Source organism: Thermococcus sp. 4557 (assembly GCF_000221185.1).
GTDB lineage: Archaea > Methanobacteriota_B > Thermococci > Thermococcales > Thermococcaceae > Thermococcus.
On record NC_015865.1, the window covers coordinates 678,945 to 704,802 of the forward strand.

Sequence of the window (25,858 nt, forward strand, 5' to 3'; positions counted from 1 at the left end):
CCTTTTCGGTCAGCCCTCACTCAAGGGTCGCGTGCTTCTTCTTCATGTCCTTCTCCGTTTTCTGGAAGGTTGCCATGAGGAGGGCTATGACCCCGTCGAGGAATATCATGGTCGAGTCCTCGAAGAGGGTTCCCATCGGGGCTATCCACTTGTACTTGGTGAGCATCTGGCGCGCTATGTAGTCCGTCGGGATGTCGGTCTTGGCCCTTCCGGGTATCTCAACAACCACGTCGGCGAGCTTCCCAAGGGTCGAGTTGGCGTAGGAGGTTATCGCGACCACTTTGCCTCCCTGCTTCTTGGCTATCTCCGCCGCATCGACGATGCTGTTGGTCTCACCGGAACCGCTGATGGCTATGAGCAGGTCCCCCTGGCCGAAGGCCGGGGTTATGGTCTCGCCGACGACGTAGACGTTGAAGTCGAGGTGCATGAGTCTCATCGCGAAGGCCTTGCCGACGAGGCCGCTCCTCCCGGCGCCGTAGATGAATATCTTGTTCGCCCCGATCATGGCATCGACGAAGCCGCGAACCTGCTCCAGCTTGAGGCTCTCCGAGACGTTGTGGATGTGGTCGATTATGTCGTCCATCGCCTTCCTTATGGTCATCATGTACTCGCCCCAGAAGAGGTCGATTATCTTCCTCGTAACATCATCCGGCTTCTCGGCCTTGGTTATCGCGCCCCCGACGATTATTATCGTGGCCCCCAGCTCGATGACCTTCGGTATGGTCTGGAGGTTCAGTCCGCCGGCGACGGCAACGGGGACGCTGACGGCTTTGACGACTTTCTCCAGGTCCTCCAGCGGGCTCTTGCCCTGAACCTGCTCGTCTATGCCCGTGTGGACGAGTATGTAGTGAACGCCCATCTTCTCGAGTTCCTTGGCGCGCTTGACCTTGTCCTTAACGCCTATGAGGTCAACCATGACCCTGATTCCATAGCGCCTTGCAACTTCAACCGCGTCCTTTATCGTCTTGTCATCGGCGACACCGAGGATAGAAACGACATCGGCACCGTGGCGCGCGGCCATCTCGACCTCCAGGGCGCCGGTGTCCATGGTCTTGAGGTCGGCGACGATCTTCCTGTCCGGGAAGCGCCTCTTGAGAAGCTCCACAGCGCGCATGCCTTCCTTCTTGATAAGAGGAGTTCCAACCTCGAGCCAGTGGGCACCGCCGCGGGCGGCCTTCTCCGCGATAGAAATGGCCTGCTCAATGTCAGTCAGATCAAGGGCAACCTGAAGTATCATCTCCTCGCCTCCGAAGAGTTTTCGATTTAACCTCAGAATGCTACTTTTTAAACTTTGGCGTCGCAAATTAACATTTAAATGTCCAAACACATCGCCAAGGTTTAAAAGCCCGAGCGCCAACACGGGTCGGTGGAATCAAATGGTGACGTTCATTCCCTTCGGCGAAAAGCCCAACCGCGACGGCGTTCTCTACGTTCTTCAGCTCCTCAAAAGGAACAAACTCATCGAGGATTACATGATAGTTGAATCGAGCAGGGTCGAGCTTCTGCCGGAGAGGATTCCCCAGGACAGTGCGTACATAATAGGGGAGCACCTCGCCACGTACGGAATAGTCGAAAAGCTCAGGCCCCAGTCGCTCATCAGCGTCGATGCCCACACTGACCTGATGCACGACTACCTCGACCACGGCTCGTGGCTGGCATATGCCCTTGAGGAGCGCCTCGTAAACCGTGCCGTCGTCCTCGCCCCGGTTCTCATGATACCAACCACCGAGCGGACGCAGCTCTGGACGCGGCGCGTCAAGATATTTCCCGCCCTGCTGAGGAGCAGAAAGGTGCGCGGAAAGTGGAGGGCCTACAAGAACCTCCAGACGAACGACCTGCTCGAGATACTCGACGAGACGAAGAAGTACCTCGGGGAAGAGATATACCTCACCGTCGACCTCGACGTCCTCCGGCCAGAGTACAAGATAGCCCGCTTCCAGCACGGCGAGCTGACCCTTGATGAGCTCATGGAGTTGCTGGAAGAGGTGAAAAAGAATTTCAAGATAGCGGCTTTTGACATAGCCGAGGTCTCGGACAGGATAAGGCGTTCGAGACTCGGGAAGAAGGCCTTCGTCGAGATCTTCCAGCTCCTGACGGGGTGATTAAATGAGCGCCAGGGGGCCCACGGAGGAGGAGATCCGGAATATAATAATGCCCCTCATGCTCTCGGGGGCCAAGATGCTCGACAAGCACTGCCCCAAGTGCGGCTCGCCCCTCTTCGAGAAGGATGGTAAGGTCTTCTGCCCCGTCTGCGAGCACAGGAAGAAGCAGCAGAAGGCAGAGATGAAGGGCGTCGAAGAGAGGCTGATGGAGAAGCTCAACGAGCTCGCCAACTCCCTCCCGGAGGACATCGGCGAACTGGAGAAACACTTAAGGGCAATGGAGAAGATAATAGAACTGTTGGAAAGATACCGGAAACTGGAGGGAGGAGAATGAAGAATGTAAAGGTTCTGGAGGCCCTCGGCGATGGCCCCAAGACCATCGAGGAGATAGCGGAAAAGACCGGCGTCCCCGCAATGGAGGTGCGCCGCTACCTGCTCCGCTTCGTCGAACAGGGCAAGGTCGAGAGCTACCAGAAGGATGGGAAGCTCTACTGGAAGCTGAAGGAAAAGGACGAGCTTGAGGAGGAGTTCAAATACGTCTGAGACCTTTTCGACTTTTGTATCCAATTGGAGACTGAGTAATCCGTTTTACCTTTTGTTTTTGACTCATTATGTTGCAGTTTTAGCAAGTAGAAATCCAAAAATGCTTTTATGTCTCCCAGGGATAATCCATAATGGTGATGTCCTATGGCGAAGTTCGCACTGTGGTGGGTTAAGTGGAATGGTCCTAACTACGAGTCAAGGATGACCGTTGGGGGCAAGAAAGCCACTGTCGAGGACTTCAGGGAGAGGGGCTTTGATAGGATTGTTGTGCTTGATGGAGAGGGAAGAGGTTCTCGCTATACCGGTCCGTACTATGATTCCGGGCGAAATGATGGGAAAGAATTCGCGAGGTGGGTGGCAGATCACATCTCCGGAATCCCTCTATTATATCTAACAATACCCTTTTATCGCCCCGACGGTAGCCAAAGGGATCAGGCACTGATTTCATTTGGATACTCCGGCGTGAACTCGTACTATAAAGGCTGGATTGATGGTGTTCTGAGCGTTAACAACGGCAATCTCAAAGGATTCTACTGGAGTTATGAGAGTTGCCTTCAAACCGGTAACTATGGTAAGAACGTTTCTAAGGAATTCATCCAATACATGTACGACTACATCCACGACCACGGGCTGGAGTTGATTTGGATTCCGGCAACTAATGATAGAGGCGTGTCGTATTTGAGCGATGATGCGTTTGACGGGATTCTCAAAGTTGGCGGCTACTTTGATTACGTATTCGTTCAGCCAAACTATTATCAGAACAAAAACTGCATAGAGAACATTAACGGCACTGAACAAACGTTCCCGTACTCCTATAAGAAACTCGTTGAGAAAATCAGGTACATTCACGATGGGCTACAAAAACAGGTCAGGAAACAAAATCCAAACACGGTAGTCTCAATAGAGATGGAAGCAGACAGGACAGTCCTGGGCATTCCGTGCAGATATTCGGGCAGATGCCCCGAAAACATGGGATGCGACCACAACCTTAAAACCTGTTATGAAAACTGCAGGGAGCACGAGCATGGGAAAGCAATAAACTATGCCCTAGATTATATGAGAGCATTACACGATACAGGATGGGAACCATCGGACCGGGCCTACTACTTCAGCACTGACCTCAAAGTGATAGACGTGCTCCAAGAACGCTGCCGGAGGGAACTCAATGAACCGTACGTTTAGAGCAGCCATCACCCTGTTTTTCGCTCTCACACTCTTATCCAAGGCCGTGGTTTCAGCTGGATCGGGCGGTTCTGTCTACAACGTTCAGTACTCCGTCATATCCAACGGAAGCGAGGCTTTTATTCCCCTCCTAATCCTCACCTACGGGCCATACTGCCCCCCACTTTCGGGAATTGACTGCGCCAATGCGACCACCGGGGAGGTTATTGGGGGAGAAGAGCATCTGCTCTACTTCAATGGCTCTCAGCTATACCTTCTAAACCTCACGCCCGCATTCCGAGCCCTTTATCCGAACTACAGCACGCTCCTTGACAGGTTCGAGGCCCTCTACCACTACACTCTCGGCCATTCTCTTAATGGTGCGCGCTTCATAAACGGAAGCTGGTACCTGGATCTCACGTTCCGCCCTCCGATGACTCATGTCCGCGGTGTCTACATTTTCGATTCAGAAAACCTGTGCATTGAACCCGTTAATGTTAGCTGGTCCAAGCTTCCAAGGGGAAAAATCAGCGACGAGATAAACGGCTGGAAAATAGTGCTTCAGTCCCCGAGCTTCACAAAATGGGACTACGCAAACATGAGCGACGTGTGGGTCACGATGAGCGAGAACGCGCTGAGGTGGTCTCCTGGCTCCCCTGAAATCGTCAATTCGAGCGTTTTTCCTATTTACTTCCTCCTCAAAAAGGAGGGTCACGTGAAGAACATCACCCTCGTTTACCTTAACATGAACGTTACAAGGGACGACTTCGTCCCGCCGAGCGCCCCCGTTCCAGGCTACTGGTTCCCAGACAGTGTTAAGATAGCCAATGTGACCACCTGCGAGAAAGCGAACGTGACTACATCCCCCAGTACGGCCGCTGAGACTAGTACCGTCCCTAACAGAACAACAATCTCATCAAATACAATGAAAACACCAACCAACACAAAAGAAACCAAAGATGGCATCTGCGGACCAGGGTTCATTGTTCTCTTGGCAGTCATGAGCTTGCTCCCAAGAAAAACTCCAAAGAGGTGAGTCAAATGTCCCGACTGGTGATTCCCCTCTTCATCGCCCTTCTTTTCGTCGCTGCCCCAGTTTCGGCAGTCTATTCCGTGCATTCAGGCGGTTTTCTATACGAAGTCCACAGCTCCGTCTTCTCAAACGGGACAGGGGCACTGATTCACGCCGAGGTTGACAACTACGGCATCACCTGCGGTATGGATTCCTGCTGGGCAGAGGTGTATGATGTTTATGATTATCTCCTCTTCTTCGATGGTTCTCAGCTCTACCTCCTCAACTTTACCCCCTCCGTACTCAGCGACCTCCCCCCTTATGCCCCAAAGAACGTGAGCGCCGTGTACTTCAAAGGAGTAACCTACGTGAACGGCTCCTGGTACGTTAACGTGCACGTCTTCGCCTACTCCAAGGAGAACCACAGTAGCGTGAACGTTGACTACGTTTATAGGTTAGATACGGGACAGTTCTGCGTTGAGCGCGTTAACGAGAGCTGGTTCCGGCTCAAGAAAGGGATGCTAAAGAAGGAGATAAACGGCTGGAAAATCGAAGTCCCCGGAAATTTCTTCCTCGTTGCAAAGGCGAGTGATGCCAACCAGTCTCCCCTGCGACCGCTGGTTGTTAACTGGGCCCAGTTTCCAGTCTATTTCACTCTCAGAAAGGGCAATTTGACGAAGAACATCACCCTCTTCTACATCAACACAACCAGCACGATAAACGGCTTCTGGTTTCCCGATGACGTTAAAATCGTTAACGTGACGGTCTGCAAGAAAACAAGCGCGAACACCCCAACCGGCACGCCCGCTGAGGCTAACCTTACCCCTCCAACAAGGGAGACGCGGTCAAACAAAACGGAAACAGCAACCAACACGGGGAACACCGAAACGAGCATCTGCGGACCCGGATTTATCCTCTTAGCCGCCTTAATACCCGTCCTGCTGAGAAGAGCAAAGCGGTGAAAATGGATAAGAGAAAGAAGAATCAGGCCTTCTTGGCCTGCTCCCAGTACTCGTTGAACTTGCCCTCAAAGAGGGCCTTGACGCGGAAGTCCTTGATCCATATCTGGGTCTCGTAGTTGAAGTAGCGAGCGGCCATGTCGAGGGCGAAGAAGACCTCATCGTCGCAGATGAGCATCGGGAGCTCGAGCTTGTCGATAACCTTGAGCTCGACCTTGCCCTTCTTGTAGTAGTCCATTATCTTGGAGGTGCCGAGCCTGTGGAGGACGTTCTCGGTGACGATTATCTTGGCCTTGGCGCCGTTGTCGATGGCCTTGATGATGTCGCTCTCGAGGTTGATGGCGATGTAGCCGTCGTCGGCGAGGAGTATCTGCTCCCTGACCTCCTCGAACATCTCCTTGGTCTTGAGGGTGGCGTTCCTGATTCCCCTGACAACCCAGACCTTCTCGACGCCGTACTTCGGAATCTCGGTCTCGATGAGCGGGCTCATGAGCTCGAGGAGCTCCTCCTTTGCCTTCTTCTTGAGCTCAAGCTCCTCGGCGACGCGCTCCTGCCACTCCTCGATGAACTTCTCGAGGATGTTCTGCGGGTGGACGGGCCTGTACTTGTTCACCTTGCCCGGCTGGCTGATGGCGAAGCCCTTCTTCTCAAGGCTCCTGAGGACGTCGTAGGTCCTCGGCGCCGGAACCTCCGAAACGCTCGCCAGCTCCGCCGGGGTGAGGACGCCAAAACCGACTAATGCCACGTACGCCCTGGCCTCGTAGAGGTTCAACTCAAAGTGCTCCTGAAGGAGCTCAACCATCCTGTCCTTGACCATTCTTACCACCACCGCATTTCCTATTCTGTTTTTCGATTTCATCACATATAAGTTTTTTCCAAATGTTGTTAGTGTCTTCGGTTATGTCCCGAAGATTGCCCCGGGATGACTTCCCGGGATATTACTGCCGTTGCGTATACATGCAAACTCATTACTACATCGGGATTTTAAAATTTTTGGTTTTACTTGGGAGCAAAATCACCCTGAAACCTTTTGTCGCCACGCAGTGCCCAAAATTCCGGAAAACCTGACCCTCCGTACCGGTACGGTCCAAACTTGATATCACCAAAAGTGTTAGAGCACAGAGTGTCAAAAAGTGGTAAACAACCAACGGAAAGAAACATTATTGGGGCTTTCCATTCCCCAGATAGCCCTGCAGCTCCCGGTAAAGCGCATTTAGAACCTCCTGGTAATCGACGCTGCCCTCCTCGATGCGGTCCATCATCTCCTCGAGTCCCCGAGTTTTCTCCTCGTTGACGAGGTCCTTATATTTACTAATGAGATAGTGATAAACCTTGATGCCCTGGTCAGTCGGCACCAGCTTCTTCCTGCCGCGGGTCTCGATGGCGTAGTAGCGCTGGAGGAGCGTCTGAACGATCTTCGCGTACGTAGATGGCCGGCCTATCTTGCGCTCCTTCATCAGGGCTATTATGTCGCCCTGGGTGTAGAGCGACACCTTCGGTGCCTTCCACTTCTTGGCCTCCACGACCTTCAGCCTGGCCCCTTTCTCCAGCATCGGGAGCTGCCTCATCGGCGGGCTCCTCAGCCGCGTCCAACCATCTTCAACAACCTCGACATAGCCCTCTACCTCGGTCTTTCCGATGCCCGCGTCGATGACGGCCCTTTCATGGATTATCCTTGCAGCCTTCATCTGGCTCGTCATGAACTTCTTGAATATCATGTCGTAGAGCCTGTAGTGGTTGCGGGTAAGGTTCTTCGGAAGCTGGAGGATTCCATCGCGGATCAACTGCATCAGCCTGCCCGTGTCTATCGGCCTCGTTGGCCTTATGGCCTCGTGGGTTCCCTCCTCACCCCAGGGGCGCGGTTTAAAGTACTCCTCGCCGAGTTCCTGGGTGATGTACTCCTTAGCGATCTCTATTCCCGTGTTGCTGACGTGAGTGGAGTCTGTGCGGTGGTAGGTGATGAGACCCATCTCGAAGAGATCCTGGGCGATGCGCATCGCCTCCGGCGCGGACAGCTTGAGGAAGGTCGAGGCGTCCTTGAGCATGGCGTCAGTTGTGTACGGCGGCGAGGGCTTCAGCTCCCTTTCCTCAAGCTGAACGTCCTCGACAGTGACGTACTCCGGCGGCTCAATCCCCTTGCCGTCCTTTCCGAGTTCTATCGTGACCCTGAGGTCGTTCTCAAGGGTCAGCCCCATGAAGTACGTCTCGCTCTCGGTGAACTCCTTGTAGCGCTCAATCACCCAGCCCAGAACCGGCGTCTGAACCCTTCCTGCGGAGAGGTTGCGGTTCTCGAAGACGCGCTGGAGTTCCTGGCTCAGTTCAAAGCCTATCCACCTGTCCTCTATTCTCCTCACTATCTGCGCGTTGACGCGGCCCTCGTTCACATCCCTCGCCTCTTCGATGGCCCTCATTATGGCCGGTCTCGTGACCTCGTGGAACTCTATGCGCTTGATGTTTGGCGTGTACGGACTCAGGACGTTCATGATGTCCCAGGCTATCTTCTCACCCTCCGTATCGGGGTCCGTCGCTATGAGTATCTCATCGACCTCCTGGGCGAGCTCGCGCATCGCCTTGACGTTCTGAAGGGCGTCGCGGACGTTGGTCGAGCCGCAGCGCGGACAGACACCTTTCTCCTCCCAGTCCACGAACTGATGACCGCAGTCGCGACAGCGCTTGATGGTGTCGTAGACGGGTATGAACTTCAGCATGCCGTCTTTCTCATCAACAAGAACGCCGTGGTAGCCCTCGTTCGTCACGAGGTCGAACATGTGCCCGCCGCTGGCGAGGATGGTCAGCATCATGTTTCCTATGCTCACCTCGTAGGCGACCAGGTCACCTATCCTCGTCTTGCTCGGCTGGCCGAAGAAGTTGGCTATCGTCCTGGCCTTGTTCGGGCTCTCCACTATCATGAGGGCGGATTTTACCAGATCTTTGACCTTGGCGCTTATCTTGCCTTCCATCACCAGCCTAACTTTCTCCCTGTCCTCGTCTATCTGCCTCAGAACCTCGTCGAGGTCGAGCTCCTTGAAGGGCACCATCTTGAACTCTGTGAAGCGCCAGCGCATCTGTCTGAGGAGGCCGTTGAAGACCTTCTCGTTGTCAACTATGAGCACGCTCAGTCCCTTTGTGATTCCACCGGCGAACAGCCTGCTCGTCCTTCCGGTGGCCTGGATGTACGTCCTGACGTCGGGGATCTCGATATACCACTTGCCATCTTCCTCCTTCAGGCTGATGAACGGGTCCTCGGCGAGCTTTCTGAGAACCTCCTCGTCCTTGAGAACCCTCCTCAGGAACTCAACCAGCTCGCGGAAAACGCCGAGGACGTGGTTGTGGAACTCGTTCTCTATCGGCAGTCCCTCGGCCAAAGCTTCCTCGATCTTAAGTAGCTCAAACTGCGGAATGTTGCGTATCAGCCTCCTGAGCCTCGCATGGAGCTTTTCAGCCTGCTTCCGGTCTTCGTCGCTCAGGAAGTCCATGACCTCACTGAGGAGGCCGAGGGCGCGGTAGATGGTCGGTCTTTCGAGGTCTATGGAGAAGCGGAACTTGGGAACACCGGTGAATATCGCGTAGCGGATGAGATGGGGCATGTCGAGACCGCGGACGAGGGAGCCGTAGTATGTGGCGGAGCCTATGAGGTAGTCGGCCTCGCCGTTCTCGAAGCGTTCGATGGCCTTCCTGTTCTTGGAGCTGACGAGTTCAATTCTGAAGCCGCGCTCGCGGAGATAATCCGCCAGCTCCTCGGCGTAGCCCAGCCCCTGATCGATCGGGGTGAATATTATGCCCCCCCTGCCGAGCATCGTTAAAAGGTCCTCCACGTGCTCCTTGATGTCCTTGCTCGGCTTTAGGTAGGTGTCAGCGACGTTCCTGAGGGCGCTTCTCCCGCTTCCGACCTCGAATCCAAGCAGCTCGCGGTAGAGCTTTATCCTGTCGCCCCTTGCCGAGCCCGTGGCCGAGGCTATTATCATGATTCCGATCGGGTTTTCGCGCTTGAACTCCTCTATATCGCGCTGGAGCTCCGCTATCTGAGCGTTTAGCTCCTTAAGTCTCTCCTCCCTGTCCTTGGCGCGTCCGTTCAGGTATTTGGACATCTGCTTTTTAAGGCGAATTATCTCCCAGGCCTTTCCGATCACCTCGTCGTTGAAACCGAGGAGGTAAAGGGAGCGGTCTATGTTCTTGCTGGCCTTGAGAAACGCATCAACGTCATCGACGAATATGAAATCGAAGTGCCTGCCCTTCAGAACCTCATCGAACTTCCTGGCCATCCACTGGGCGCTGGTGACGAGTATCCCGTAGTCCTCGTTCTGAATCTTGGCCAGCATCTCCTCCTTCTCCTTCTTCCGGAGGTTGCCGTGGTAGTAGGCGAGGTTGACCTCAACGCCCGCGTTCTCCGCTATCTTCCTAATCTTCCTGGCGGTCTGAACCACCAGCGGTGTTGTCGGCACAACTATGTAGCTCTTCTTTCCCCTGGTCGCGTGCCATACAGCCATGAACGCCCCGAAGGTGCTCTTGCCCATTCCAGTGGGGGCTATGATTGAGAAGCTCCTGCCCTTGAGGAGTCTCTTAACCCACGTTCTCTGCGCGCTCCAGAAGGTAAAGCCGGTGGCCTTTTCGAAGAACCCCTCGACTTCACGCAGCCCGTTCTCGAGGGAGTATATCCTCTCCCACTCCTTCAACGTGCCTCTGAGCTTCAGAGCGCTTCTAACCGCGGTGATGAGGTCAAAATAAGAATCGGCGGTGACGGTATCATCGAGACACTCGCTGCACGGGTTCTTATTGATCAGCCTCTCATCGGAGATTCTACCGAGGCAGTTCGGGCACATCTCCCGATAGATCGCCTTCATTTTCTCACCCTCTAAGTTTCTATTTGGTGCGTGGGGGATTTATAAGGCTTTTTTAGAGGGCCGTCTCAAGCTCCCTCAGTTCGTTCTCGAGCCTCAGCGCCAGCTCATAGTCGCTGAAAACGTGCCGGTATTCCTCAATCACCTCTTCAAGGAAGTGCAGGGCTTCCCTTTTCCCGGTCATGCCCACAAGCCTAAGTGCCCGCCTGAAAAGCCTCGCAACTTCACTCCCGCTCTCGTCGGTGCTGAGGGCAAAACGGAGCTCCTTAATGGTGACGTCGAGGGCCAGCTCCGGAACCTCCGCAAGGAACTCCATCGCAACCGCTTCAGGGAAGAGATCGGCGTGACGGTCGAAGGCCTCAAAGTAGAACCCGTTCTCGTGGGCCTTCATAACGGCCGCAACATGCTTGCAGTCACCGCCCAGAGGGCAGGTGCAGGTGTTTTCTCCCGTCGAAAGGTTCAGCTCCACGTAGTACGGGTAAGTGCCCAGGACCTTGGAAAAGAGCCTGTCACCGTACTTGACGACCCACAGGACCTTTCCCGCCCTGTAGTAGCGCTCGCCCTTCCTGAGGGTCTTCTCGTCCATGGCTCTCACTCTCACCGCTTGACCGGGGTTGCTTTAAGCCTTTCGGACGAAAGCGTTTTATCCTCCGGGAGCATACTATAACCGGTGGTGACCATGGATGTTTTTGAGCTGGCCAGGTGCTATCACGACGAGCTGGGCATAAAAGAGCCGAGCATGGCCACGATGGCGGCGGAGTTCTTCGGCGACCTGGGTCTAAAGATAGCGGAGTTCCTCAAAGGGGAGGGCTACGCCGTCGTGAACACCAAGTTCGTCGACTACGACAAGAGCCTCGTGCTGGGCATAACAAAAGGAGAAAACATATTCGAGATAACCCTTCGGAAGAGCTGACCTCAATACCGGTTCTCGTAGTCGAAGACTATCTCCTTCTTTTCCCCGGGCTTCAGGGTCACCCTGAAGTCGATGTAGTTGGCGGTCTCTTCGATCGGCTGGACGCTCGAAGTCAGCAGCTTGCCCCACTTGTGGTGCCTGACCACGACGGTCTTGGTCTCGTTCCCGAAGTTCTCGAGGGTTATCTTTATCTTGTAGTACGTGTAGCCCTCGCCGTTCCTCTGATCGAGCACGGTAGTTGTGCCTTTGAGGTCGTAGTCCCTGCCGATGCCTATCCTCAGCATCTCGCCTTTGGGGGTATGCTCGATGGCCCTCTCGCCGATGAGGAGAGACCCGTCGTCGGTCTCCCGGTATATCTCAACGATTCCCGCGGGGAGAACCTTCTCCGTCTTGAACGATATCGACTCGTAGACGGCCCCCTCTCCCCCGTACGGCCAGCTCTCGTAGAGGTATTCCCTCTCAAAGGGGACTTCGAAGTTGATGTAGGGATACATCATCTTGCTCGCGGGGTTCAGGTCAACGACGCCGAGCTTGTAGAGGTAGAACGCCTCTATCTTCTCCGGCTGGCCGACGTTGACCTGGTCCGTTCCCTTCTCGGCCATGGCGTAGAGAACCCTCGGCTGGGGAACGTTCTGATACAGCTGGACGTCGCCGGCAACCAGGAGAACCTTCGCGTCCTTGAATTCCTGGGCGGTCGGGTTGTTGAGGACGATGTAGCCGTAGAGCTTCGCGTTATCGCCGATGTAGAGCTTGTACCTGCTCTCCCAGCTCATGTTGGAGACGCGGTAGACGATGCTCACGTTGTACTTTCCGGCCTCCTCCGCCTGAAGAACCGCGTAGACGCTCGCCTGCCCGCCGAGGTTTTTGGCCTTGAAGTACACGACCTCACTCGGGTTTATGAGGTAGTAGCCGTCGCCCTCGATGGCTATCTTTCCGTTCTTGAATCCAAGGAACTTACCAGTAACGGTGTCGCCGCTCCTGAGCTTTACTTCAACCTCGCTTCCGACGTTGGCGCTGTAAACGTCCCCGGTTGAGCCTTTGCTGAAGACCCCGAGGACGTGTACTCCACCGTCAAGAGGTCTTATCGTAACTTCCGCTATGTCGAGCCCGGCCAGCTCCTCCAGGGGCACGTCGTTCATTCCCTCATCCAGCTCGACCTCCATGACCTTCTCCACAACCCCAATCTTCGCGGAGTTGTAGAGAACGACGGTGGCCTCGCTCGCCGCCGCCTTCTCCCCCTGGAACGAGAAAACCGCCAGGATTATAAGTGCAATTCCACCCACTGCAGCTATCGCCTTCTTTCTCATAAGAATCACCTGTATTATATTCGGCGGCGGAGTATTTATACCCCCCTCATCGCTTCAAACCGAGCCGAAACGAAAGAAACGATAGGTTGACGAATGGAAACCCTTTTAACTGCCCGGTCGGATTGAGAACTGTCAAGCTGATGAGGTGATTGGTATGGACAGGGTTGAAAAGGCTAGGGCAATCATCGAGAAGGCCAAGGCCGAAAACAGGCCGCTCGTCGAGCCTGAGGCGAAGGAGATACTCAAGCTCTACGGCGTCCCCGTTCCGGACTTCAAGGTCGCCACCAACGAGGAGGAGGCCGTTCAGTTCGCCAGGGAGATTGGCTACCCGGTCGTCATGAAGATCGTTTCTCCGCAGATCATCCACAAGAGCGACGCCGGCGGTGTTAAGGTCAACATCAAGAGCGACGAGGAGGCCAGGCAGGCCTTCAAGACCATCATGGAGAACGCCAAGAACTACAAGCCGGACGCCGACCTCTGGGGCGTCATCGTTTACAGGATGCTCCCGCTCGGCAAGGAGGTCATCGTCGGTATGATCCGCGACCCGCAGTTCGGCCCGGCCATCATGTTCGGTCTCGGTGGAATCTTCGTCGAGATCCTCAAGGACGTCAGCTTCCGCGTTGCCCCGATAACCAAGGACGAGGCCCTCGACATGATCAAGGAGATCAAGGCCTACCCGATCCTCGCCGGAGCCCGTGGCGAGAAGCCGGTGAACATCGAGGCCCTCGCCGAGATAATCACCAAGGTCGGCGAGCTCGCCCTCGAGCTTCCGGAGATCAAGGAGCTCGACATCAACCCGATCTTCGCCTACGAGGACAGCGCCGTTGCCGTCGACGCCAGGATGCTCCTCTGAGGGCTTTGGCCCTTTTCTATCCTATTCTGAGTTTGCAGGTATCCCAAGTATAATCGTGGTTATTATAATGGTGGTTATACAAATTGACACGTGATGAACTCACCAGATGCTGATTTATAAAGCCCGGACAGAATAATTTACCACCCTTCTTTTCATCCTTTGAAACGTTATGCACAGTTCTCATAGTACTCCAAACCATGGAAAAACCTTATAAGGGCAAAGAACGTACTCTTTTTGCCATACGCTGCTCTGTATGGGGGAGGGAAATGGTCAGGTTCCTAATAAGACTCCGCCCGGAGAATGAACCGTTTCGAATACCCTTCAACCACCAGCACATGCTGCAGGGGCTGATTTACCGCAGGATTCAACGGGTAAACCCCGATCTGAGCCTCCGTCTTCACTCGCCGAAGATACCGAAGCTCTTCACGTTTTCACTGTTCATGGCAGAGAAGCGAAAGCTCGCGGATGACAGAAGCGCTCTGCTCGGCCACGGCCACGGTTTCTTCTACTTCTCAACAGCAGTTCCGGAGGTAGCGGAGGCGTTCATCACCGGCCTGCTCCAGGGGCCGGAGGTCGAGCTCTGGGGCGAGAGGTTCATGGTGGAGGAGGTCAAGGCTCTGGCGGAACCCGAGAGGCTGAGCGGGAGGAAGTTCGTGACGCTTTCGCCGATAGCGGCAACGACGAAGAGGGTTCAGCTCGGCAAGCCCAGGAGCTACGACCTCAGCCCCTCGGAGCCGGAATTCTACGAACTGATACGCGAGAACCTTCGGGAGAAGTACCTCGCGATATACGCCGAGAGGCCGCCGGAAGATTTCGATATGAAGGTGCTCAACGCCAAGCCCAAACGCTTCGAGGTAAAGCCCGGTATCTTCCAAGTGGCGTGGCATCTCGTCTTCCGGGCAAAGGGCGACGAGGGGCTCCTGAGGGCGGGCTACATGGCCGGCTTCGGGGAGAAGAACTCGATCGGGTTTGGGATGGTGAAGGTTGATGGGGGCAAGAGAGGACTTTCGAAAGGCAACAGGGTTTAATCCCTACACCTTTCAACGGGAGGCAATGGAAAATTTAATTGAAGGGAGCTCCCTCATAGTTCGTGCTCCTACAGGCTCAGGGAAGAGTGAGATGGTTCTCATCCCCTTCATTTTCCAGATTAATGAGAACTTACCATCCCAAATGATTTATTCACTTCCCAACAGAACGCTCGTAGAGAGCATAGGAGAAAGAGCGAGGCGATACACTTCCTATAAGAAGCTTCGGGTGGCAGTTCATCATGGCAAAAGGCCTGAGAGCTCACTCTTTGAGGAAGACGTGATTGTAGCAACCATTGATCAAACAGCTGGAGCTTACCTAAGCGTTCCCCTGAGCATGCCGAAAAGATGGGGAAACATATTTCTAGGGACAGCAGGTTCTGCGATGCTTGTTTTTGATGAGGTTCATACCCTTCACCCTGAGAAGGGACTTCTAACTTCAGTCGCCATGAGCATTGAGAGTGCGAAGTTAGGTATTCCATTTGTTATGATGTCAGCAACCCTACCCAGAAACTTTATGGAGCGAGTGAAAGCTTTAGCCGAGAAAAAGGGTGGGAAAGTTGAGATAATAGATGTAGAAGATGAAAAGGAAATAGAAGCAAGGGCAAGAAGGAAAGTTGAACTCAATACGGAGCCCTTATTTAATGAAACCTGCCTCACAGCAAAGGAAATAGAAAGACAAGCGGAAGACGTTGATAATCTCATTGTCGTCGTCAATACGGTCGGGAAAGCCCAGCAACTTTATCGGGAATTGAAGGCCAACGCTGACAGGCCGGTAATTTTAATCCACTCTCGCTTCCTGGAGGAAGATAGATCCCAGAAAGAGGCAAAAGTCAGGGAAATCTTTGGGAAGGGAAGCTCCGCTAATGAAGCTATACTGATATCAACACAGGTTATTGAAGTAGGAATGGATATATCTTCAGCGAAACTCCTAACTGAGGTCTCTCCTATTGATTCTCTCATCCAGAGAGCTGGAAGAGTTGCTAGATGGGGAGGTAAAGGCGAAATTATAGTATATAACGTCGAGAAAAAAGCGGGAAATCCCTATGCCCCTTACTCTAGGGAACTCGTTGAATCCACTATCGATGCTCTAAAGGGTGTTGAACTACTTGATTGGCAGACGGAGATAGAACTTGTTGAGAGAGTTCTCTCAAAACCGTTTGAGGGCTATCTGGATCCATACAAATTTTATGAGCGACTGGGAGGCCTTGCAAGGGCAGTTTATGAAGGTAAGAGATCCTATGTTGAAGAGAACGTTAGAGAGGCGTATTCAGTTGATGTTGCAATCTACAACGACGTAAGTAATCTGAATCCTGACGATGCCTGGAAGCTCAAGCGCCTTCGGGTTGATTTCAGAGTTCTTAAAGGTAAATTCGACCAAATTATGGAAGTTGGAGGGGGAATCTACAGGGTGGAAGAGAACTTTATCATTGATGAATACGAAAGTAGATACACCTTTGTTCCTGTCTCAGATAAGAACGAGATAATGCCGTTTGAGTTCTATATAATAACGGGCATTAGCTATTCGCCGGAGCTGGGACTGCTCTTTGATTGTGAGGGGGGCATCAAGAGGTTTGAGTTCGAGGAAAGAGACAACGTAATCAATGTGGTTGGAGAAGGCAGAATGAGAAAGGAAAGCTGGGTAGAACATTCGAGAAAAGCCCTCGATGTCCTAAGAGTGTATATGCTTCCACGCTACGACTATCCAATTAGAGCATTTGCCAAATATTTTGGTGTTTCTAAGAAAGAGCTGATTAGTTGGGTAGAACTGAGCGTCGCTTTGCACGACCTTGGAAAGTTGAACATCTACTGGCAGAAAAAAGCGGGCTGGAGACTCGGGGAAGAGCCAATAGCCCACGGATTTGAGAAGAAAGGCAAGTTGCCACCGCATGCAACCGTCTCGGCTAAGGCCCTTGAGAAATTACTATTTTCAAATATTGAGAAAAAGATTGCAAGAGCACTCTATCTATCAATAGCTCATCATCATTCTCCAGGAGCACGAGAGTTTTCTAAATTCAAGTTGGTTGACTCATGGACATCTCAAATTCTCAAAGTTATTGATAGTATTGACCTTGATGTGGACATTACAAGAGTTCAAGAAAAATCTGATGGTGGAAAATTACCCATTGCTTATTCTCAAATTCCAGATATTCAAAAGAAAAACGCTCAATATAGATTTTACGGTTTAGTCTCAAAACTTTTGCGTATATCAGATTGGATCGCGACAGGAGGGGGTGAATATGAGAGAATACTTTATTCCAAAAACTGAGTTTAATTTTTTTGATATTGCTAGGGCATATGGGTTAGGTATTGTTGCATATGCCCTATCTGATGAGTCAGATGTTACAGTGGAGGATATTGGATTCGCATACAAAATAACAGTCGGGGAAGAACTTAACATAGGAAACACCGAGGAAATACAAAGGTATCTGCCCTCTCAAGATTCTCCTAGTGGCCAATACTGGGAGTACGTCCTTAAGACGTCCAATATAAAGAATAAGCTAAAGCAAGAAGTTAAGAACTTTTTTAAAGACCCAAAAAACGTTAAGGGAATTCTTGAAAAACACTCAAACATTGAGAACATAGCATGGGTATTTAACTCATCAACAAAAGGAAAAAAGAAGCCAAAAAAGAAAGAAAAAGCACTAAGTCTACCACAGTCTTTGGAATTGGGGGCAGGGAAAGGGATAAGAGCTACCATACCCTCAACATTGACAGAAAAAGGCCTTGAATTGCCCCCAGAAAATAAGGATCAGCTGTACTTAGCCATTCTAGGTGCCTTAAATGCGTCGGTATATTCTTTTCATCATTCGGGTAGCACTACATATACATACATTGTTTATCCCCTCCCTGGTAAAGTTGATGTTGAGTTCATTACAACAAGGGCTATAACCAATGAATTAAGAAAAGCGTTAGCAAACTCCCACAAGGCAGGCCTGTTCCCGACATTAGCGTATATAGCGGTCGAGATGGAGATGGCAAAACGGAGCTCCTTCTTAGAAGAACCGACACTTGTTCCCTCACTAATCTACGGGGTCATGGCAAAGTCCCCTCAAGCAAAAGATAAGCCCTATTCCACAGGAAGATTCCCGTTAGAGTTAGTAAGCAAAGTTCCCTCTGAAGTCTTATCTTTTTGGAGAAACATACTCAGACGTAGTGACAGAAAAGGCTACGAAGACATTGCCATGGCGTTATCTAAGTTCATGGCTGAACCAACTTTGGAGAATTACTACTCCTACATCCGGCTTCACTTAAGAAACGAGTTGAGGTCAAACTCAATAAAATTCGGTGCTTATGACGCGGATCCCCTTTTGGAGGTGTTGAAGAATGTCGGAATTAGCTAAGTTGTTTGAGAACGAAGCAGTTAGGAACTTTGGGAGAGTACTAAGAAACATGATTAGACCACCAATTGACAACAAAACAAAAAAAGAAAAGTGGTCTCCAGACTATTCCTCTTTAGTTGAGCTAGAGTACGTTGAAAAAAGTGAGGACTTTGTTGACGTCATAAAGAGACTCCTCAGAAGATATGAGACCATAGCAAGGAAACATAACTTAAGAAGAGTAAGTGAAAAAGACTTGGAAGAGCTGGTGAAACTTGTTGACGAATATGGGGTCAAGCTCGTTCGTTCTGCACTCATAAGCTATGCCCTTGTTAAAGGAGGTGAGGAGAATGAGTGAAGAAAAGACAAAAGTTTTTGAGATTGCCATACTCGGTAGGGCCCTTTGGGAGCTCCACAGCCTCAATAACGAAGGGAACGTCGGAAACGTCGTTGAGCCGAGAAGTGTCAAGATAATAGAGCCAAACACCGGAAAGGCGGTAACCACCGACGGCATCTCAGGGGAAATGCTCAAGCACATACACGCTGAGCTAATGTGGCTTCTTGATGACAAAAACCATCTATGTGAAGCTTGTAGAACGCTCCATCCAGAGAGATTCAACTACGTTGTTAGTAAGACTGGGAAATACTCTAAGGGGGACGAGCCAAAAGTCATTGAAGATGCATTGAAAACTTGTGATATCTGTGATGTTCACGGGTTTATGGTTGAAAAGCCAACGGTTTCAAGGAAGTCCACCGTTGAGTTCGGATGGGCTCTGGGAATCCCAGAGGTTTACAGGGATATACACCTTCATGCGAGACACGCTTTGGGCGAAAAAGGCAAGAGACAGGAGAGTGAAGAAGGCAGAGAAGGTGGAACCCAGATGATATACCACAGGCCAACAAGAACTGGCAGGTATGCAATAGTTACCGTCTTCCAGCCTTGGCGTATAGGTCTCAATGAGGCAAAGCAGGACGTGTATACCTACGATGGAAATCGCAGAAAGGAACGCTACCAGCTCGCACTTAGGGCCTATCAGCTTATGTTCACAAGGCCTGAGGGAGCCATGACAACCACGAGGTTGCCTCACGTCGTTGATTTTGAGGGTGTTATAGTTTACTCGACCGAGCCAATGCCAGTGCCCATAATCTCACCGCTAAAGGACGAGTACATCAGCGAGATTGAGAAGATTACGAACGCTTTGGATGGTGTTCAGGTTGTGAAGTTCAAGGGTGTAGCGGACTTCGTGGAGAAGCTCAGGATATTGGTGAATGCAGAGCCGTACCAAATGACATTCGGGGGAGAGTGAATGAAGTGGCTTAAGCTAGTCGTTCACTTTCCTTCCTTCTACTCCTACAGGATCCCAGAATATTCATCCCAATACGCACTGGCACTACCGCTGATAGCCCCATCTACTATAAAGCTAGCAATAATCTCAACAGCTATAAGGATAAGCGGGAAAGTTAGTGAGGGAAAAAAGATATTTGGTTATATCCGGGACGCAGAGGTTGGAATAAAGCCCCCAGAGAGGATAACAGTAAATAGCGTCTTCGTGAAGAGACTTAAGAAAAAGAAAGACCAGGGAGGTTTCCAGGAGAGCTTTGGAGTCAGAGAGTACATACACTTCTCTGGGGATATAGAAGTTTACTTGGGAATACCCGATGAAGCAATGGAAAAAGTAAAGCACTATGCAAGGCACATAAGATACCTTGGTACAAGCGATTCATTAGCATACATAAAAAGTGTTGAACTCACTAACGAGCTTCCTCAAGGGGTGATATTTCCGGTTGCAATCTCTGAAGTCCCACCGGGTTCACACATCTATCCAGTAAAAGACTTTTCTTCAAAGGCCACTTTTGAGCAGATAAATCCATATTCCTCGAAGAATCGTGGAAAACCCTATGAAACCAAATACTACCCACTAAAACTTTCCAGGAGACCAGTAGAGGGTAGCAATTGGAAAATTCTTTCCATTTCTTAATTTGTTCTGGTTGGAGGGTTATTAATGCCCCCTGAATACCCCCTCACGGACCTCCTCATCACCGGTACGGAAATCAACTACCTCTTCATCTGCCCGACGAAGCTGTGGTATTTCTCGAAGGGCATCACGATGGAGCAGGAGAGCGAATGGGTCGACCTCGGCAGATTCCTCCACGAGCAACGGTACGGCGGTGAGGAGAAGGAAATACAAATCGGCTCAATAAAGATCGATTTCATCCGAAGAGGCGACATCATTGAGGTTCACGAGGTCAAGCTGAGCAAGAGCATGGAGAAAGCCCACGAGATGCAGGCGCTGTACTATCTCTATTACCTCAAAAAGTTCGGCATTAAGGCCAAAGCGGTTCTCCACTACCCCAAGCTCAACGAGACCAGGGAAGTTGTTCTCGACGGAAGGGAAGAGGAGATTGAATGGGCGATAAAAGAAGTCGAACGGATAAAATCACTCCCATCGCCACCGGAGCCAGTTAAATCGAAGAAGTGCAAGAAATGTGCCTATCGTGAGCTCTGTTGGGTTTGAGGTGGTGGTATGAGAAAGCGCTCCATAACCCTGCTCTCCGATGGAACGCTTTTCCGAAGGGAAAACACCCTCTACTTCGAGAACGAGCGCGGCAGAAAGCCCCTCGCCGTTGAGGGTGTTTACGACATCTACATCTACGGCCACGTGAACATAACCTCCCAGGCGCTCCACTTCCTCGCCCAGAAGGGTATAGCCGTGCACTTCTTCAACCACTACGGCTACTACGACGGGAGCTTTTACCCCAAAGAGAAGCTCCACTCCGGGGACCTCGTCATCAAGCAGGCCGAGCACTACCTCGACCGGGAGAAGCGCCTTGAGCTGGCGAGGCTCTTCGTCAAGGGGTCTGCCCTCAACATGGAGAAGAACCTGAGGCGCTGGAAGGTCGCCGACGGCTTCTCCGATATGCTGGGGGAGCTGTTTAAGGAGCTCGAGGATGCCCGAAAAATAACAGAGGTCATGAACGTCGAGGCTCGGATAAGGCAGGAGTACTACGCCCGCTGGGACGAACACCTGCCGGATGGCTTCAAGATAGTGAAGAGAACGCGCAGACCGCCGGAGAACGAGATGAACGCCCTGATAAGCTTCCTCAACTCGAGGCTCTACGCGACGATCGTGAGCGAGCTGTACAACACCCAGCTCGTCCCCACCGTCAGCTACCTCCACGAACCGGGCGAAAGGCGCTTTTCACTGGCCCTCGACCTGAGCGAGATATTCAAACCGATTATAGCCGATAGGATAGCCAACAGGCTCGTGAAGCAGGGGATTATTAGGAAGGAGCACTTCAGGGAAGAGCTTAACGGGGTTCTGCTCACGAAGGAGGGGACAAAGAAAGTGGTGGAGGCCTACAACGAGGAGATGCGGCGGAGCGTGAGGCACCCGAACCTCAAAACGAACGTCACGAAGCAGAGGTTAATAAGGCTCGAAGCTTACAAGCTCATGCGTCATTTCGTTGGAAGCGGTCGGTACGAGCCGCTGGTGGCATGGTTCTGAGGTGGTAACATGAACTACCCGGGAGAAATTGAGGAGTTCAACGAGAGAATCCGGAACGCGATAGCCGGAAAGACGCCGGAGCGGAAGATATGGGTAACCTCCCTGAGTTTCTGTCTTCGAAAGGCGGCGCTCTCGGTGTATCTAGGAACATTCAGATACGAAAGAACCGGGGAGATGCTCGTCGGCAGTATCCTGCACGAATGGCTGGGAAACGCCGTGAGCGGGGACGACATAGAGTTCGAGGTGCCGGTTGAATATCCCCTGGATGAAGGCTGGAAGCTCGTAGGACGGGTAGATGCCGTTAAGGGGGACTACCTTCTGGAATTCAAGTTCAGGGGATTTGCTGCGGGAGACGATGAGAGTCCAAGGGGCCCCGAAGAGATGAAAGAACCTCCCAAGCTCGCCGTTGAGCAGCTAAACACGTACCTTAACATGGCCGGAAAGGAAAGGGGCTACATCTACGTCTTTGACAAGAACGGGATGAACTTCAAGCCGTTCGAGGTCAAAAGGGATGAAGACCAGTTCCAAAAGATGCTGGGACGGGCCAGAATTGTCATTAACGGTGTGAAGCAACTCGAAGCAGGCGGGTTTCCGAAGTGGATAAAGCCGCGCTGGAAGGGCGAATGCGAGGAGTGCATCTTTAGGCCGATATGTGATGCCGCGGAGTCTAAATGACATCCTCCATCGGGTTCTTTTCTATTCCCATCACTTCCCTCCGAGGCATGGAGCGGAGTTTGTATATAACGATTGAATCCTCGTCCTCATCTATGATTTCCCGGAGGGTGGTCTTAATCCTCTCGTACTCAGCCCGGGTCACCTCCCCCTCGAAGACGCTGTTCTGAACCCAGTGAAGGTGCTGGCGCAGGAACTTCTTGACCCTATTCACCCTCCCGACGGCCACGTCGTAGACGATAACCACGTACATGGCACCACCACAGAGACTAGAGAACCGGAGCTTTTAGGGGTTGCGATAGTGTGGTATCACATTCAAACCCCCGAAATTCAGTGAAAACGGGCGTTCAAGATGGATATTCAAAAATTGGGCCCGATGAAGGCAGGGGAAGTCTTAAATAACCAGGCGTTATCATATCACGTTCCGTTACTAAATTTTCTTCCAATGTAACGAAATTTTTTCAGAAACGGCAGAAACGGCATGGTGGGGCCAGAAATAGGCCACACTCCAGGGAAATGAGTTGCTTGGCCTATTGAAGGAGTATAAGTCCAGATTTGGACAAATAGAGCGAGAAAAAGGCGCGGGAACCCACAGTGAATGGGCGCGAACCATACGAACGTGCCCGAATCTTTCCCCAAAGGCCTCAGATCTCAGGGGAGAAAGCCCGAATTGATGGTTCCAACGGGTTTCCCAAAAACCCCTCCAAAGAAAGGCTTATAAAAATAAACGCGTTTTATTTCTTTACAGGGCAAAAGAAAGTAAAAGCCGCCCTGTTGCAATAAGACTCTAGGAGAATTGAAAGTTACGACCACCTCCGTGTGGGTTTTCAGTACTCTTTGTTGCAATAAGACTCTAGGAGAATTGAAAGCGCTTTGTTAGCTTCCGCTGTAACAATCGCGGTTGTTGTTGCAATAAGACTCTAGGAGAATTGAAAGGATGACCTTAAACGTGGTCCCATCCTGCCGTATCTCCATGTTGCAATAAGACTCTAGGAGAATTGAAAGCAGAGGGACCACTCCCCCCTGTTTCATCTCTGCGTATGTTGCAATAAGACTCTAGGAGAATTGAAAGAGGACGTGGAAAAAGTCGTCAGGGACTTTTTCGGGTGGGTTGCAATAAGACTCTAGGAGAATTGAAAGACTTCGCGAAGTACCACCCCAGGCTGTACAAGCGGCTGGTTGCAATAAGACTCTAGGAGAATTGAAAGTAATCTCCAGTGGAAAAATAAAACCCCTTACTCACCCGTTGCAATAAGACTCTAGGAGAATTGAAAGCAGTTTTCTCGTTGAGAGGCCAGAGCACGTCGAGAAGGTTGCAATAAGACTCTAGGAGAATTGAAAGTAACCTGAACTTCCTGAAGATATAAGTCATTTCCCCAGTTGCAATAAGACTCTAGGAGAATTGAAAGTTGAAGTAGTCGTCCCATATCTCGTTAGCCAGGCGAACGTTGCAATAAGACTCTAGGAGAATTGAAAGTGAATTATTTCCACACTTTAAAAAGAACCGCAAAAAGTTGCAATAAGACTCTAGGAGAATTGAAAGCACTAAGGTGAAACTGACCCCCAAGGGGTTCCTTTACCGTTGCAATAAGACTCTAGGAGAATTGAAAGTTAGCAGATACTGGGTATGACATTCGTGATATTGAGAGTTGCAATAAGACTCTAGGAGAATTGAAAGTTTTTATCCTCTCTACGACCTTTAAAGCCTCCTTCTCGTTGCAATAAGACTCTAGGAGAATTGAAAGAACGACGGCCTCACAATTGGGGCGTTCATCACCGGCGGTTGCAATAAGACTCTAGGAGAATTGAAAGGTTGGTTGATGCTGGGGTTATTTATCGTTGGAGGACCGTTGCAATAAGACTCTAGGAGAATTGAAAGCACTTGAGAACGGCCACGCCACGGACGAGGACATAGGTTGCAATAAGACTCTAGGAGAATTGAAAGTTCTGACCACCTCCACCGTCCGTGAAGCCGACCTTGGTTGCAATAAGACTCTAGGAGAATTGAAAGCGAGGAGAACGTCTATTTCAACGAGTATGACGTGGCAGTTGCAATAAGACTCTAGGAGAATTGAAAGAACATCGTCGAGAAAATCGTCGCGAGCATCGCCCCGGGTTGCAATAAGACTCTAGGAGAATTGAAAGCGACTCCCTCGCTGAAGAACTACCAGTTTGATCTTCGTTGCAATAAGACTCTAGGAGAATTGAAAGTGCATCGATAAGGGTGTGCTCGCCCGTGAGGTTCGTGGTTGCAATAAGACTCTAGGAGAATTGAAAGTTGTTTATCACGGGCGGGGCCGTCATTTGGTATCCGGGTTGCAATAAGACTCTAGGAGAATTGAAAGGTAGACTCTAATGTCGCCAGCGTCGTATTCGTCAATAGGTTGCAATAAGACTCTAGGAGAATTGAAAGTGAAAATCCACCAATTCTGACCTGCGCCCCACACGGTTAAGTTGCAATAAGACTCTAGGAGAATTGAAAGTAGCCGCGGCTCCTTTCAACCCCACCACGGTGATGACGGTTGCAATAAGACCCTAAGAGAATTGAAAACGAAGAACCAGAATCTACTCCCTCTGCGCAAGCTCCATCTCGAAGACCCTTTCGAAAACCGCCTTGTGGTTTCCGAAGGCCTCGAACATTCTGCCGGAGTAGTTCTCGGAGGTGGTTTCGAGGAACAGCCGAAGGTTTTTGCTTATCTCGTCGCTCATGGGGACGTGGAGGGGTGAGGGTTCGTAGTAGTCGAGGCCCTTCATGAGGGCCGTTGAGAAGTACCAGAGCGTTTTCCTGACCTTCCTGCCCTTTATCGTGGAGAAGCTTGCCTCCATGCAGTTGAACGCCGCGTGAAGGAGGACTATCATGTCGATCTCGACGCCGCGCTCCAGAAGCCTCTTCCTGCCGGCGTCCTTTCTGAGGTCCGTTATCCTGTAGCCGCTTCTCGTCTGTTCATCGTAGGGCACCTCAATGCCGTAGATGCCCTCCACCCTGGGGTCGTAGACAAGGACCTCCGTTCCGCCGACGATGTAGAGCTTTCCGTCGCGAACCTCAACGACGGTGTTCTCCGTGCTGAGGACCGGCAGACCTTTGGCCATCGCAAGAACAGACATGGTGCTCTTCCCCGTGTGGGGATAACCAACGAAGAGCACAGCCTTTCCGTTGGATGCCATGACGCCCACGGAGTCCGTTATGAACATCCTTCCGGCCCTGGCCGCGGCCCTCGCGGACGCCTGGAGTATGAAGAAGATGGGCGCCTCGTTTCCGTAGGCGGACGGAACGCGTGATTCTATCTTGTACTCGTCGCGCCCCATGTGGTCGTAGACCGCACTGAAGACCCTGAACTCGTCGCCCTTAAAGCGCTCCACCACGACGTGAGGCTCCCCTGAGCTCTCCTCGACATCAGGAAGATAGCGCCGCGCAAAAACTCCATTGAAAGCCCTATCAAAGCCATCGTCAAGTTCCCCGCTGAAATGAACGTTCACACCGCCGATTCTCACTCCCATTGGCTCCCCCGGTATGGGCTGGGTGGGGGGATTTATAACTTTTCCGTGCGAAGCCGCACCCGCTGAGCGGTGCACATTGACACGAAGATGAAAAAACATCACGGAGGGAATCCAGAAGGGTGGTACAAAATACGGGCCAAAACGGAGAA

General features: G+C 51.6%; 24 protein-coding genes and 1 CRISPR repeat array. Of the genes, 17 read left to right on the forward strand and 7 right to left on the reverse strand.

Annotated features, from left to right (window positions below; genetic code table 11):
• Positions 1-16: 16 nt before the first annotated feature.
• Positions 17-1,237: a bifunctional 3-hexulose-6-phosphate synthase/6-phospho-3-hexuloisomerase gene (gene hxlAB / locus GQS_RS03520; RefSeq protein ID WP_014012296.1), complete on the reverse strand. Its 1,221-nt coding sequence runs from the start codon at positions 1,235-1,237 to the stop codon at positions 17-19.
• Between the two features lie 139 nt (positions 1,238-1,376).
• Here hxlAB and GQS_RS03525 point away from each other — a divergent pair, with 139 nt between their 5' ends.
• The 6 genes from GQS_RS03525 to GQS_RS03550 all read left to right on the forward strand — a co-directional run bounded on the left by GQS_RS03525 (position 1,377) and on the right by GQS_RS03550 (position 5,780).
• On the forward strand, positions 1,377-2,102 hold the full coding sequence (locus GQS_RS03525; protein ID WP_014012297.1) for an arginase family protein: 726 nt from the start codon (positions 1,377-1,379) through the stop codon (positions 2,100-2,102).
• A 4-nt stretch (positions 2,103-2,106) separates the two neighbouring features.
• A complete protein-coding gene (locus GQS_RS03530) occupies positions 2,107-2,436 on the forward strand; it encodes an Sjogren's syndrome/scleroderma autoantigen 1 family protein (RefSeq protein WP_014012298.1) in 330 nt (109 codons plus the stop codon).
• Positions 2,433-2,645, forward strand: coding sequence for a helix-turn-helix domain-containing protein (locus GQS_RS03535; protein ID WP_014012299.1), 213 nt, complete (start codon positions 2,433-2,435; stop codon positions 2,643-2,645). The genes GQS_RS03530 and GQS_RS03535 overlap by 4 nt, the downstream gene beginning before the upstream one ends.
• Positions 2,646-2,789: 144 nt before the next feature.
• Positions 2,790-3,827 (forward strand): DUF4855 domain-containing protein, encoded by a 1,038-nt coding sequence (locus tag GQS_RS03540; RefSeq protein ID WP_014012300.1) that lies wholly within the window; start codon positions 2,790-2,792, stop codon positions 3,825-3,827.
• Complete coding sequence (locus GQS_RS03545; protein WP_014012301.1) at positions 3,811-4,842, forward strand: CGP-CTERM sorting domain-containing protein; 1,032 nt, start codon at positions 3,811-3,813, stop codon at positions 4,840-4,842. The genes GQS_RS03540 and GQS_RS03545 overlap by 17 nt, the downstream gene beginning before the upstream one ends.
• 5 nt (positions 4,843-4,847) lie before the next feature.
• Positions 4,848-5,780: a CGP-CTERM sorting domain-containing protein gene (locus GQS_RS03550; protein ID WP_014012302.1), complete on the forward strand. Its 933-nt coding sequence runs from the start codon at positions 4,848-4,850 to the stop codon at positions 5,778-5,780.
• Between the two features lie 22 nt (positions 5,781-5,802).
• Here the strand turns inward: GQS_RS03550 and trmBL2 are convergent, their stop codons facing one another.
• The 3 genes from trmBL2 to GQS_RS03565 all read right to left on the reverse strand — a co-directional run bounded on the left by trmBL2 (position 5,803) and on the right by GQS_RS03565 (position 11,201).
• Complete coding sequence (trmBL2, locus tag GQS_RS03555; RefSeq protein WP_014012303.1) at positions 5,803-6,594, reverse strand: HTH-type transcriptional regulator TrmBL2; 792 nt, start codon at positions 6,592-6,594, stop codon at positions 5,803-5,805.
• A gap of 343 nt (positions 6,595-6,937) precedes the next feature.
• A complete protein-coding gene (gene rgy, locus GQS_RS03560; protein WP_014012304.1) occupies positions 6,938-10,618 on the reverse strand; it encodes a reverse gyrase in 3,681 nt (1,226 codons plus the stop codon).
• Positions 10,619-10,670: 52 nt separating this feature from the next.
• The gene (locus GQS_RS03565; RefSeq protein ID WP_014012305.1) at positions 10,671-11,201 is read right to left on the reverse strand and encodes an SWIM zinc finger domain-containing protein; all 531 of its coding nucleotides are present in this window, start codon (positions 11,199-11,201) and stop codon (positions 10,671-10,673) included.
• Between the two features lie 93 nt (positions 11,202-11,294).
• Here GQS_RS03565 and GQS_RS03570 point away from each other — a divergent pair, with 93 nt between their 5' ends.
• Positions 11,295-11,528, forward strand: coding sequence for a hypothetical protein (locus tag GQS_RS03570; protein ID WP_014012306.1), 234 nt, complete (start codon positions 11,295-11,297; stop codon positions 11,526-11,528).
• Positions 11,529-11,530: 2 nt separating this feature from the next.
• Here the strand turns inward: GQS_RS03570 and GQS_RS03575 are convergent, their stop codons facing one another.
• Positions 11,531-12,835 (reverse strand): DUF4139 domain-containing protein, encoded by a 1,305-nt coding sequence (locus GQS_RS03575; protein WP_014012307.1) that lies wholly within the window; start codon positions 12,833-12,835, stop codon positions 11,531-11,533.
• A gap of 154 nt (positions 12,836-12,989) precedes the next feature.
• Here GQS_RS03575 and GQS_RS03580 point away from each other — a divergent pair, with 154 nt between their 5' ends.
• From GQS_RS03580 to GQS_RS03625, 10 genes are all read left to right on the forward strand, one after another.
• Positions 12,990-13,688, forward strand: a complete 699-nt coding sequence (locus GQS_RS03580; RefSeq protein WP_014012308.1) for an acetate--CoA ligase family protein — start codon at positions 12,990-12,992, stop codon at positions 13,686-13,688.
• 266 nt (positions 13,689-13,954) lie between these two features.
• Positions 13,955-14,716, forward strand: a complete 762-nt coding sequence (cas6, locus tag GQS_RS03585; protein WP_014012309.1) for a CRISPR-associated endoribonuclease Cas6 — start codon at positions 13,955-13,957, stop codon at positions 14,714-14,716.
• Positions 14,676-16,982, forward strand: coding sequence for a CRISPR-associated helicase/endonuclease Cas3 (locus GQS_RS03590; protein WP_014012310.1), 2,307 nt, complete (start codon positions 14,676-14,678; stop codon positions 16,980-16,982). Before cas6 ends, GQS_RS03590 begins: the two co-directional genes overlap by 41 nt.
• Entirely contained in the window at positions 16,954-18,057 is a 1,104-nt protein-coding gene (locus tag GQS_RS03595; RefSeq protein ID WP_014012311.1) for a hypothetical protein, read from the forward strand. Before GQS_RS03590 ends, GQS_RS03595 begins: the two co-directional genes overlap by 29 nt.
• Positions 18,041-18,391, forward strand: a complete 351-nt coding sequence (locus GQS_RS03600) for a hypothetical protein (RefSeq protein ID WP_014012312.1) — start codon at positions 18,041-18,043, stop codon at positions 18,389-18,391. Before GQS_RS03595 ends, GQS_RS03600 begins: the two co-directional genes overlap by 17 nt.
• The gene (locus GQS_RS03605) at positions 18,384-19,340 is read left to right on the forward strand and encodes a DevR family CRISPR-associated autoregulator (RefSeq protein WP_014012313.1); all 957 of its coding nucleotides are present in this window, start codon (positions 18,384-18,386) and stop codon (positions 19,338-19,340) included. The genes GQS_RS03600 and GQS_RS03605 overlap by 8 nt, the downstream gene beginning before the upstream one ends.
• On the forward strand, positions 19,341-20,012 hold the full coding sequence (gene cas5 / locus GQS_RS03610) for a CRISPR-associated protein Cas5 (protein WP_014012314.1): 672 nt from the start codon (positions 19,341-19,343) through the stop codon (positions 20,010-20,012).
• 24 nt (positions 20,013-20,036) lie between these two features.
• Positions 20,037-20,549 (forward strand): CRISPR-associated protein Cas4, encoded by a 513-nt coding sequence (gene cas4, locus GQS_RS03615; RefSeq protein ID WP_014012315.1) that lies wholly within the window; start codon positions 20,037-20,039, stop codon positions 20,547-20,549.
• A gap of 9 nt (positions 20,550-20,558) precedes the next feature.
• Positions 20,559-21,539: a type I-B CRISPR-associated endonuclease Cas1b gene (gene cas1b, locus GQS_RS03620; RefSeq protein WP_014012316.1), complete on the forward strand. Its 981-nt coding sequence runs from the start codon at positions 20,559-20,561 to the stop codon at positions 21,537-21,539.
• Positions 21,540-21,548: 9 nt separating this feature from the next.
• Positions 21,549-22,214 carry a nuclease gene (locus GQS_RS03625; protein ID WP_014012317.1) on the forward strand — a complete coding sequence of 222 codons (666 nt, stop codon included), beginning with the start codon at positions 21,549-21,551 and terminating at the stop codon, positions 22,212-22,214.
• On the opposite strand, the gene cas2 is transcribed toward GQS_RS03625, so the two are convergent.
• The gene (cas2, locus tag GQS_RS03630) at positions 22,207-22,464 is read right to left on the reverse strand and encodes a CRISPR-associated endonuclease Cas2 (protein WP_014012318.1); all 258 of its coding nucleotides are present in this window, start codon (positions 22,462-22,464) and stop codon (positions 22,207-22,209) included. The genes GQS_RS03625 and cas2 overlap by 8 nt on opposite strands.
• 520 nt (positions 22,465-22,984) lie before the next feature.
• Positions 22,985-24,762: a CRISPR direct-repeat array (repeat unit 30 nt; unit sequence GTTGCAATAAGACTCTAGGAGAATTGAAAG).
• Between the two features lie 14 nt (positions 24,763-24,776).
• Positions 24,777-25,709 carry a hypothetical protein gene (locus GQS_RS03635; RefSeq protein ID WP_014012319.1) on the reverse strand — a complete coding sequence of 311 codons (933 nt, stop codon included), beginning with the start codon at positions 25,707-25,709 and terminating at the stop codon, positions 24,777-24,779.
• Between the last annotated feature and the right edge of the window lie 149 nt (positions 25,710-25,858).

Excerpts from the sequence above, each read along its gene's own strand:
- hxlAB (WP_014012296.1), bottom strand. The coding sequence starts at position 1,237 with ATGATACTTCAGGTTGCCCTTGATCTGACTGACATTGAGCAGGCCATT.
- GQS_RS03525 (WP_014012297.1), top strand. The coding sequence starts at position 1,377 with ATGGTGACGTTCATTCCCTTCGGCGAAAAGCCCAACCGCGACGGCGTT.
- GQS_RS03530 (WP_014012298.1), top strand. The coding sequence starts at position 2,107 with ATGAGCGCCAGGGGGCCCACGGAGGAGGAGATCCGGAATATAATAATG.
- GQS_RS03535 (WP_014012299.1), top strand. The coding sequence starts at position 2,433 with ATGAAGAATGTAAAGGTTCTGGAGGCCCTCGGCGATGGCCCCAAGACC.
- GQS_RS03540 (WP_014012300.1), top strand. The coding sequence starts at position 2,790 with ATGGCGAAGTTCGCACTGTGGTGGGTTAAGTGGAATGGTCCTAACTAC.
- GQS_RS03545 (WP_014012301.1), top strand. The coding sequence starts at position 3,811 with ATGAACCGTACGTTTAGAGCAGCCATCACCCTGTTTTTCGCTCTCACA.
- GQS_RS03550 (WP_014012302.1), top strand. The coding sequence starts at position 4,848 with ATGTCCCGACTGGTGATTCCCCTCTTCATCGCCCTTCTTTTCGTCGCT.
- trmBL2 (WP_014012303.1), bottom strand. The coding sequence starts at position 6,594 with ATGGTCAAGGACAGGATGGTTGAGCTCCTTCAGGAGCACTTTGAGTTG.
- rgy (WP_014012304.1), bottom strand. The coding sequence starts at position 10,618 with ATGAAGGCGATCTATCGGGAGATGTGCCCGAACTGCCTCGGTAGAATC.
- GQS_RS03565 (WP_014012305.1), bottom strand. The coding sequence starts at position 11,201 with ATGGACGAGAAGACCCTCAGGAAGGGCGAGCGCTACTACAGGGCGGGA.
- GQS_RS03570 (WP_014012306.1), top strand. The coding sequence starts at position 11,295 with ATGGATGTTTTTGAGCTGGCCAGGTGCTATCACGACGAGCTGGGCATA.
- GQS_RS03575 (WP_014012307.1), bottom strand. The coding sequence starts at position 12,835 with ATGAGAAAGAAGGCGATAGCTGCAGTGGGTGGAATTGCACTTATAATC.
- GQS_RS03580 (WP_014012308.1), top strand. The coding sequence starts at position 12,990 with ATGGACAGGGTTGAAAAGGCTAGGGCAATCATCGAGAAGGCCAAGGCC.
- cas6 (WP_014012309.1), top strand. The coding sequence starts at position 13,955 with ATGGTCAGGTTCCTAATAAGACTCCGCCCGGAGAATGAACCGTTTCGA.
- GQS_RS03590 (WP_014012310.1), top strand. The coding sequence starts at position 14,676 with ATGGGGGCAAGAGAGGACTTTCGAAAGGCAACAGGGTTTAATCCCTAC.
- GQS_RS03595 (WP_014012311.1), top strand. The coding sequence starts at position 16,954 with ATGAGAGAATACTTTATTCCAAAAACTGAGTTTAATTTTTTTGATATT.
- GQS_RS03600 (WP_014012312.1), top strand. The coding sequence starts at position 18,041 with ATGTCGGAATTAGCTAAGTTGTTTGAGAACGAAGCAGTTAGGAACTTT.
- GQS_RS03605 (WP_014012313.1), top strand. The coding sequence starts at position 18,384 with ATGAGTGAAGAAAAGACAAAAGTTTTTGAGATTGCCATACTCGGTAGG.
- cas5 (WP_014012314.1), top strand. The coding sequence starts at position 19,341 with ATGAAGTGGCTTAAGCTAGTCGTTCACTTTCCTTCCTTCTACTCCTAC.
- cas4 (WP_014012315.1), top strand. The coding sequence starts at position 20,037 with ATGCCCCCTGAATACCCCCTCACGGACCTCCTCATCACCGGTACGGAA.
- cas1b (WP_014012316.1), top strand. The coding sequence starts at position 20,559 with ATGAGAAAGCGCTCCATAACCCTGCTCTCCGATGGAACGCTTTTCCGA.
- GQS_RS03625 (WP_014012317.1), top strand. The coding sequence starts at position 21,549 with ATGAACTACCCGGGAGAAATTGAGGAGTTCAACGAGAGAATCCGGAAC.
- cas2 (WP_014012318.1), bottom strand. The coding sequence starts at position 22,464 with ATGTACGTGGTTATCGTCTACGACGTGGCCGTCGGGAGGGTGAATAGG.
- GQS_RS03635 (WP_014012319.1), bottom strand. The coding sequence starts at position 25,709 with ATGGGAGTGAGAATCGGCGGTGTGAACGTTCATTTCAGCGGGGAACTT.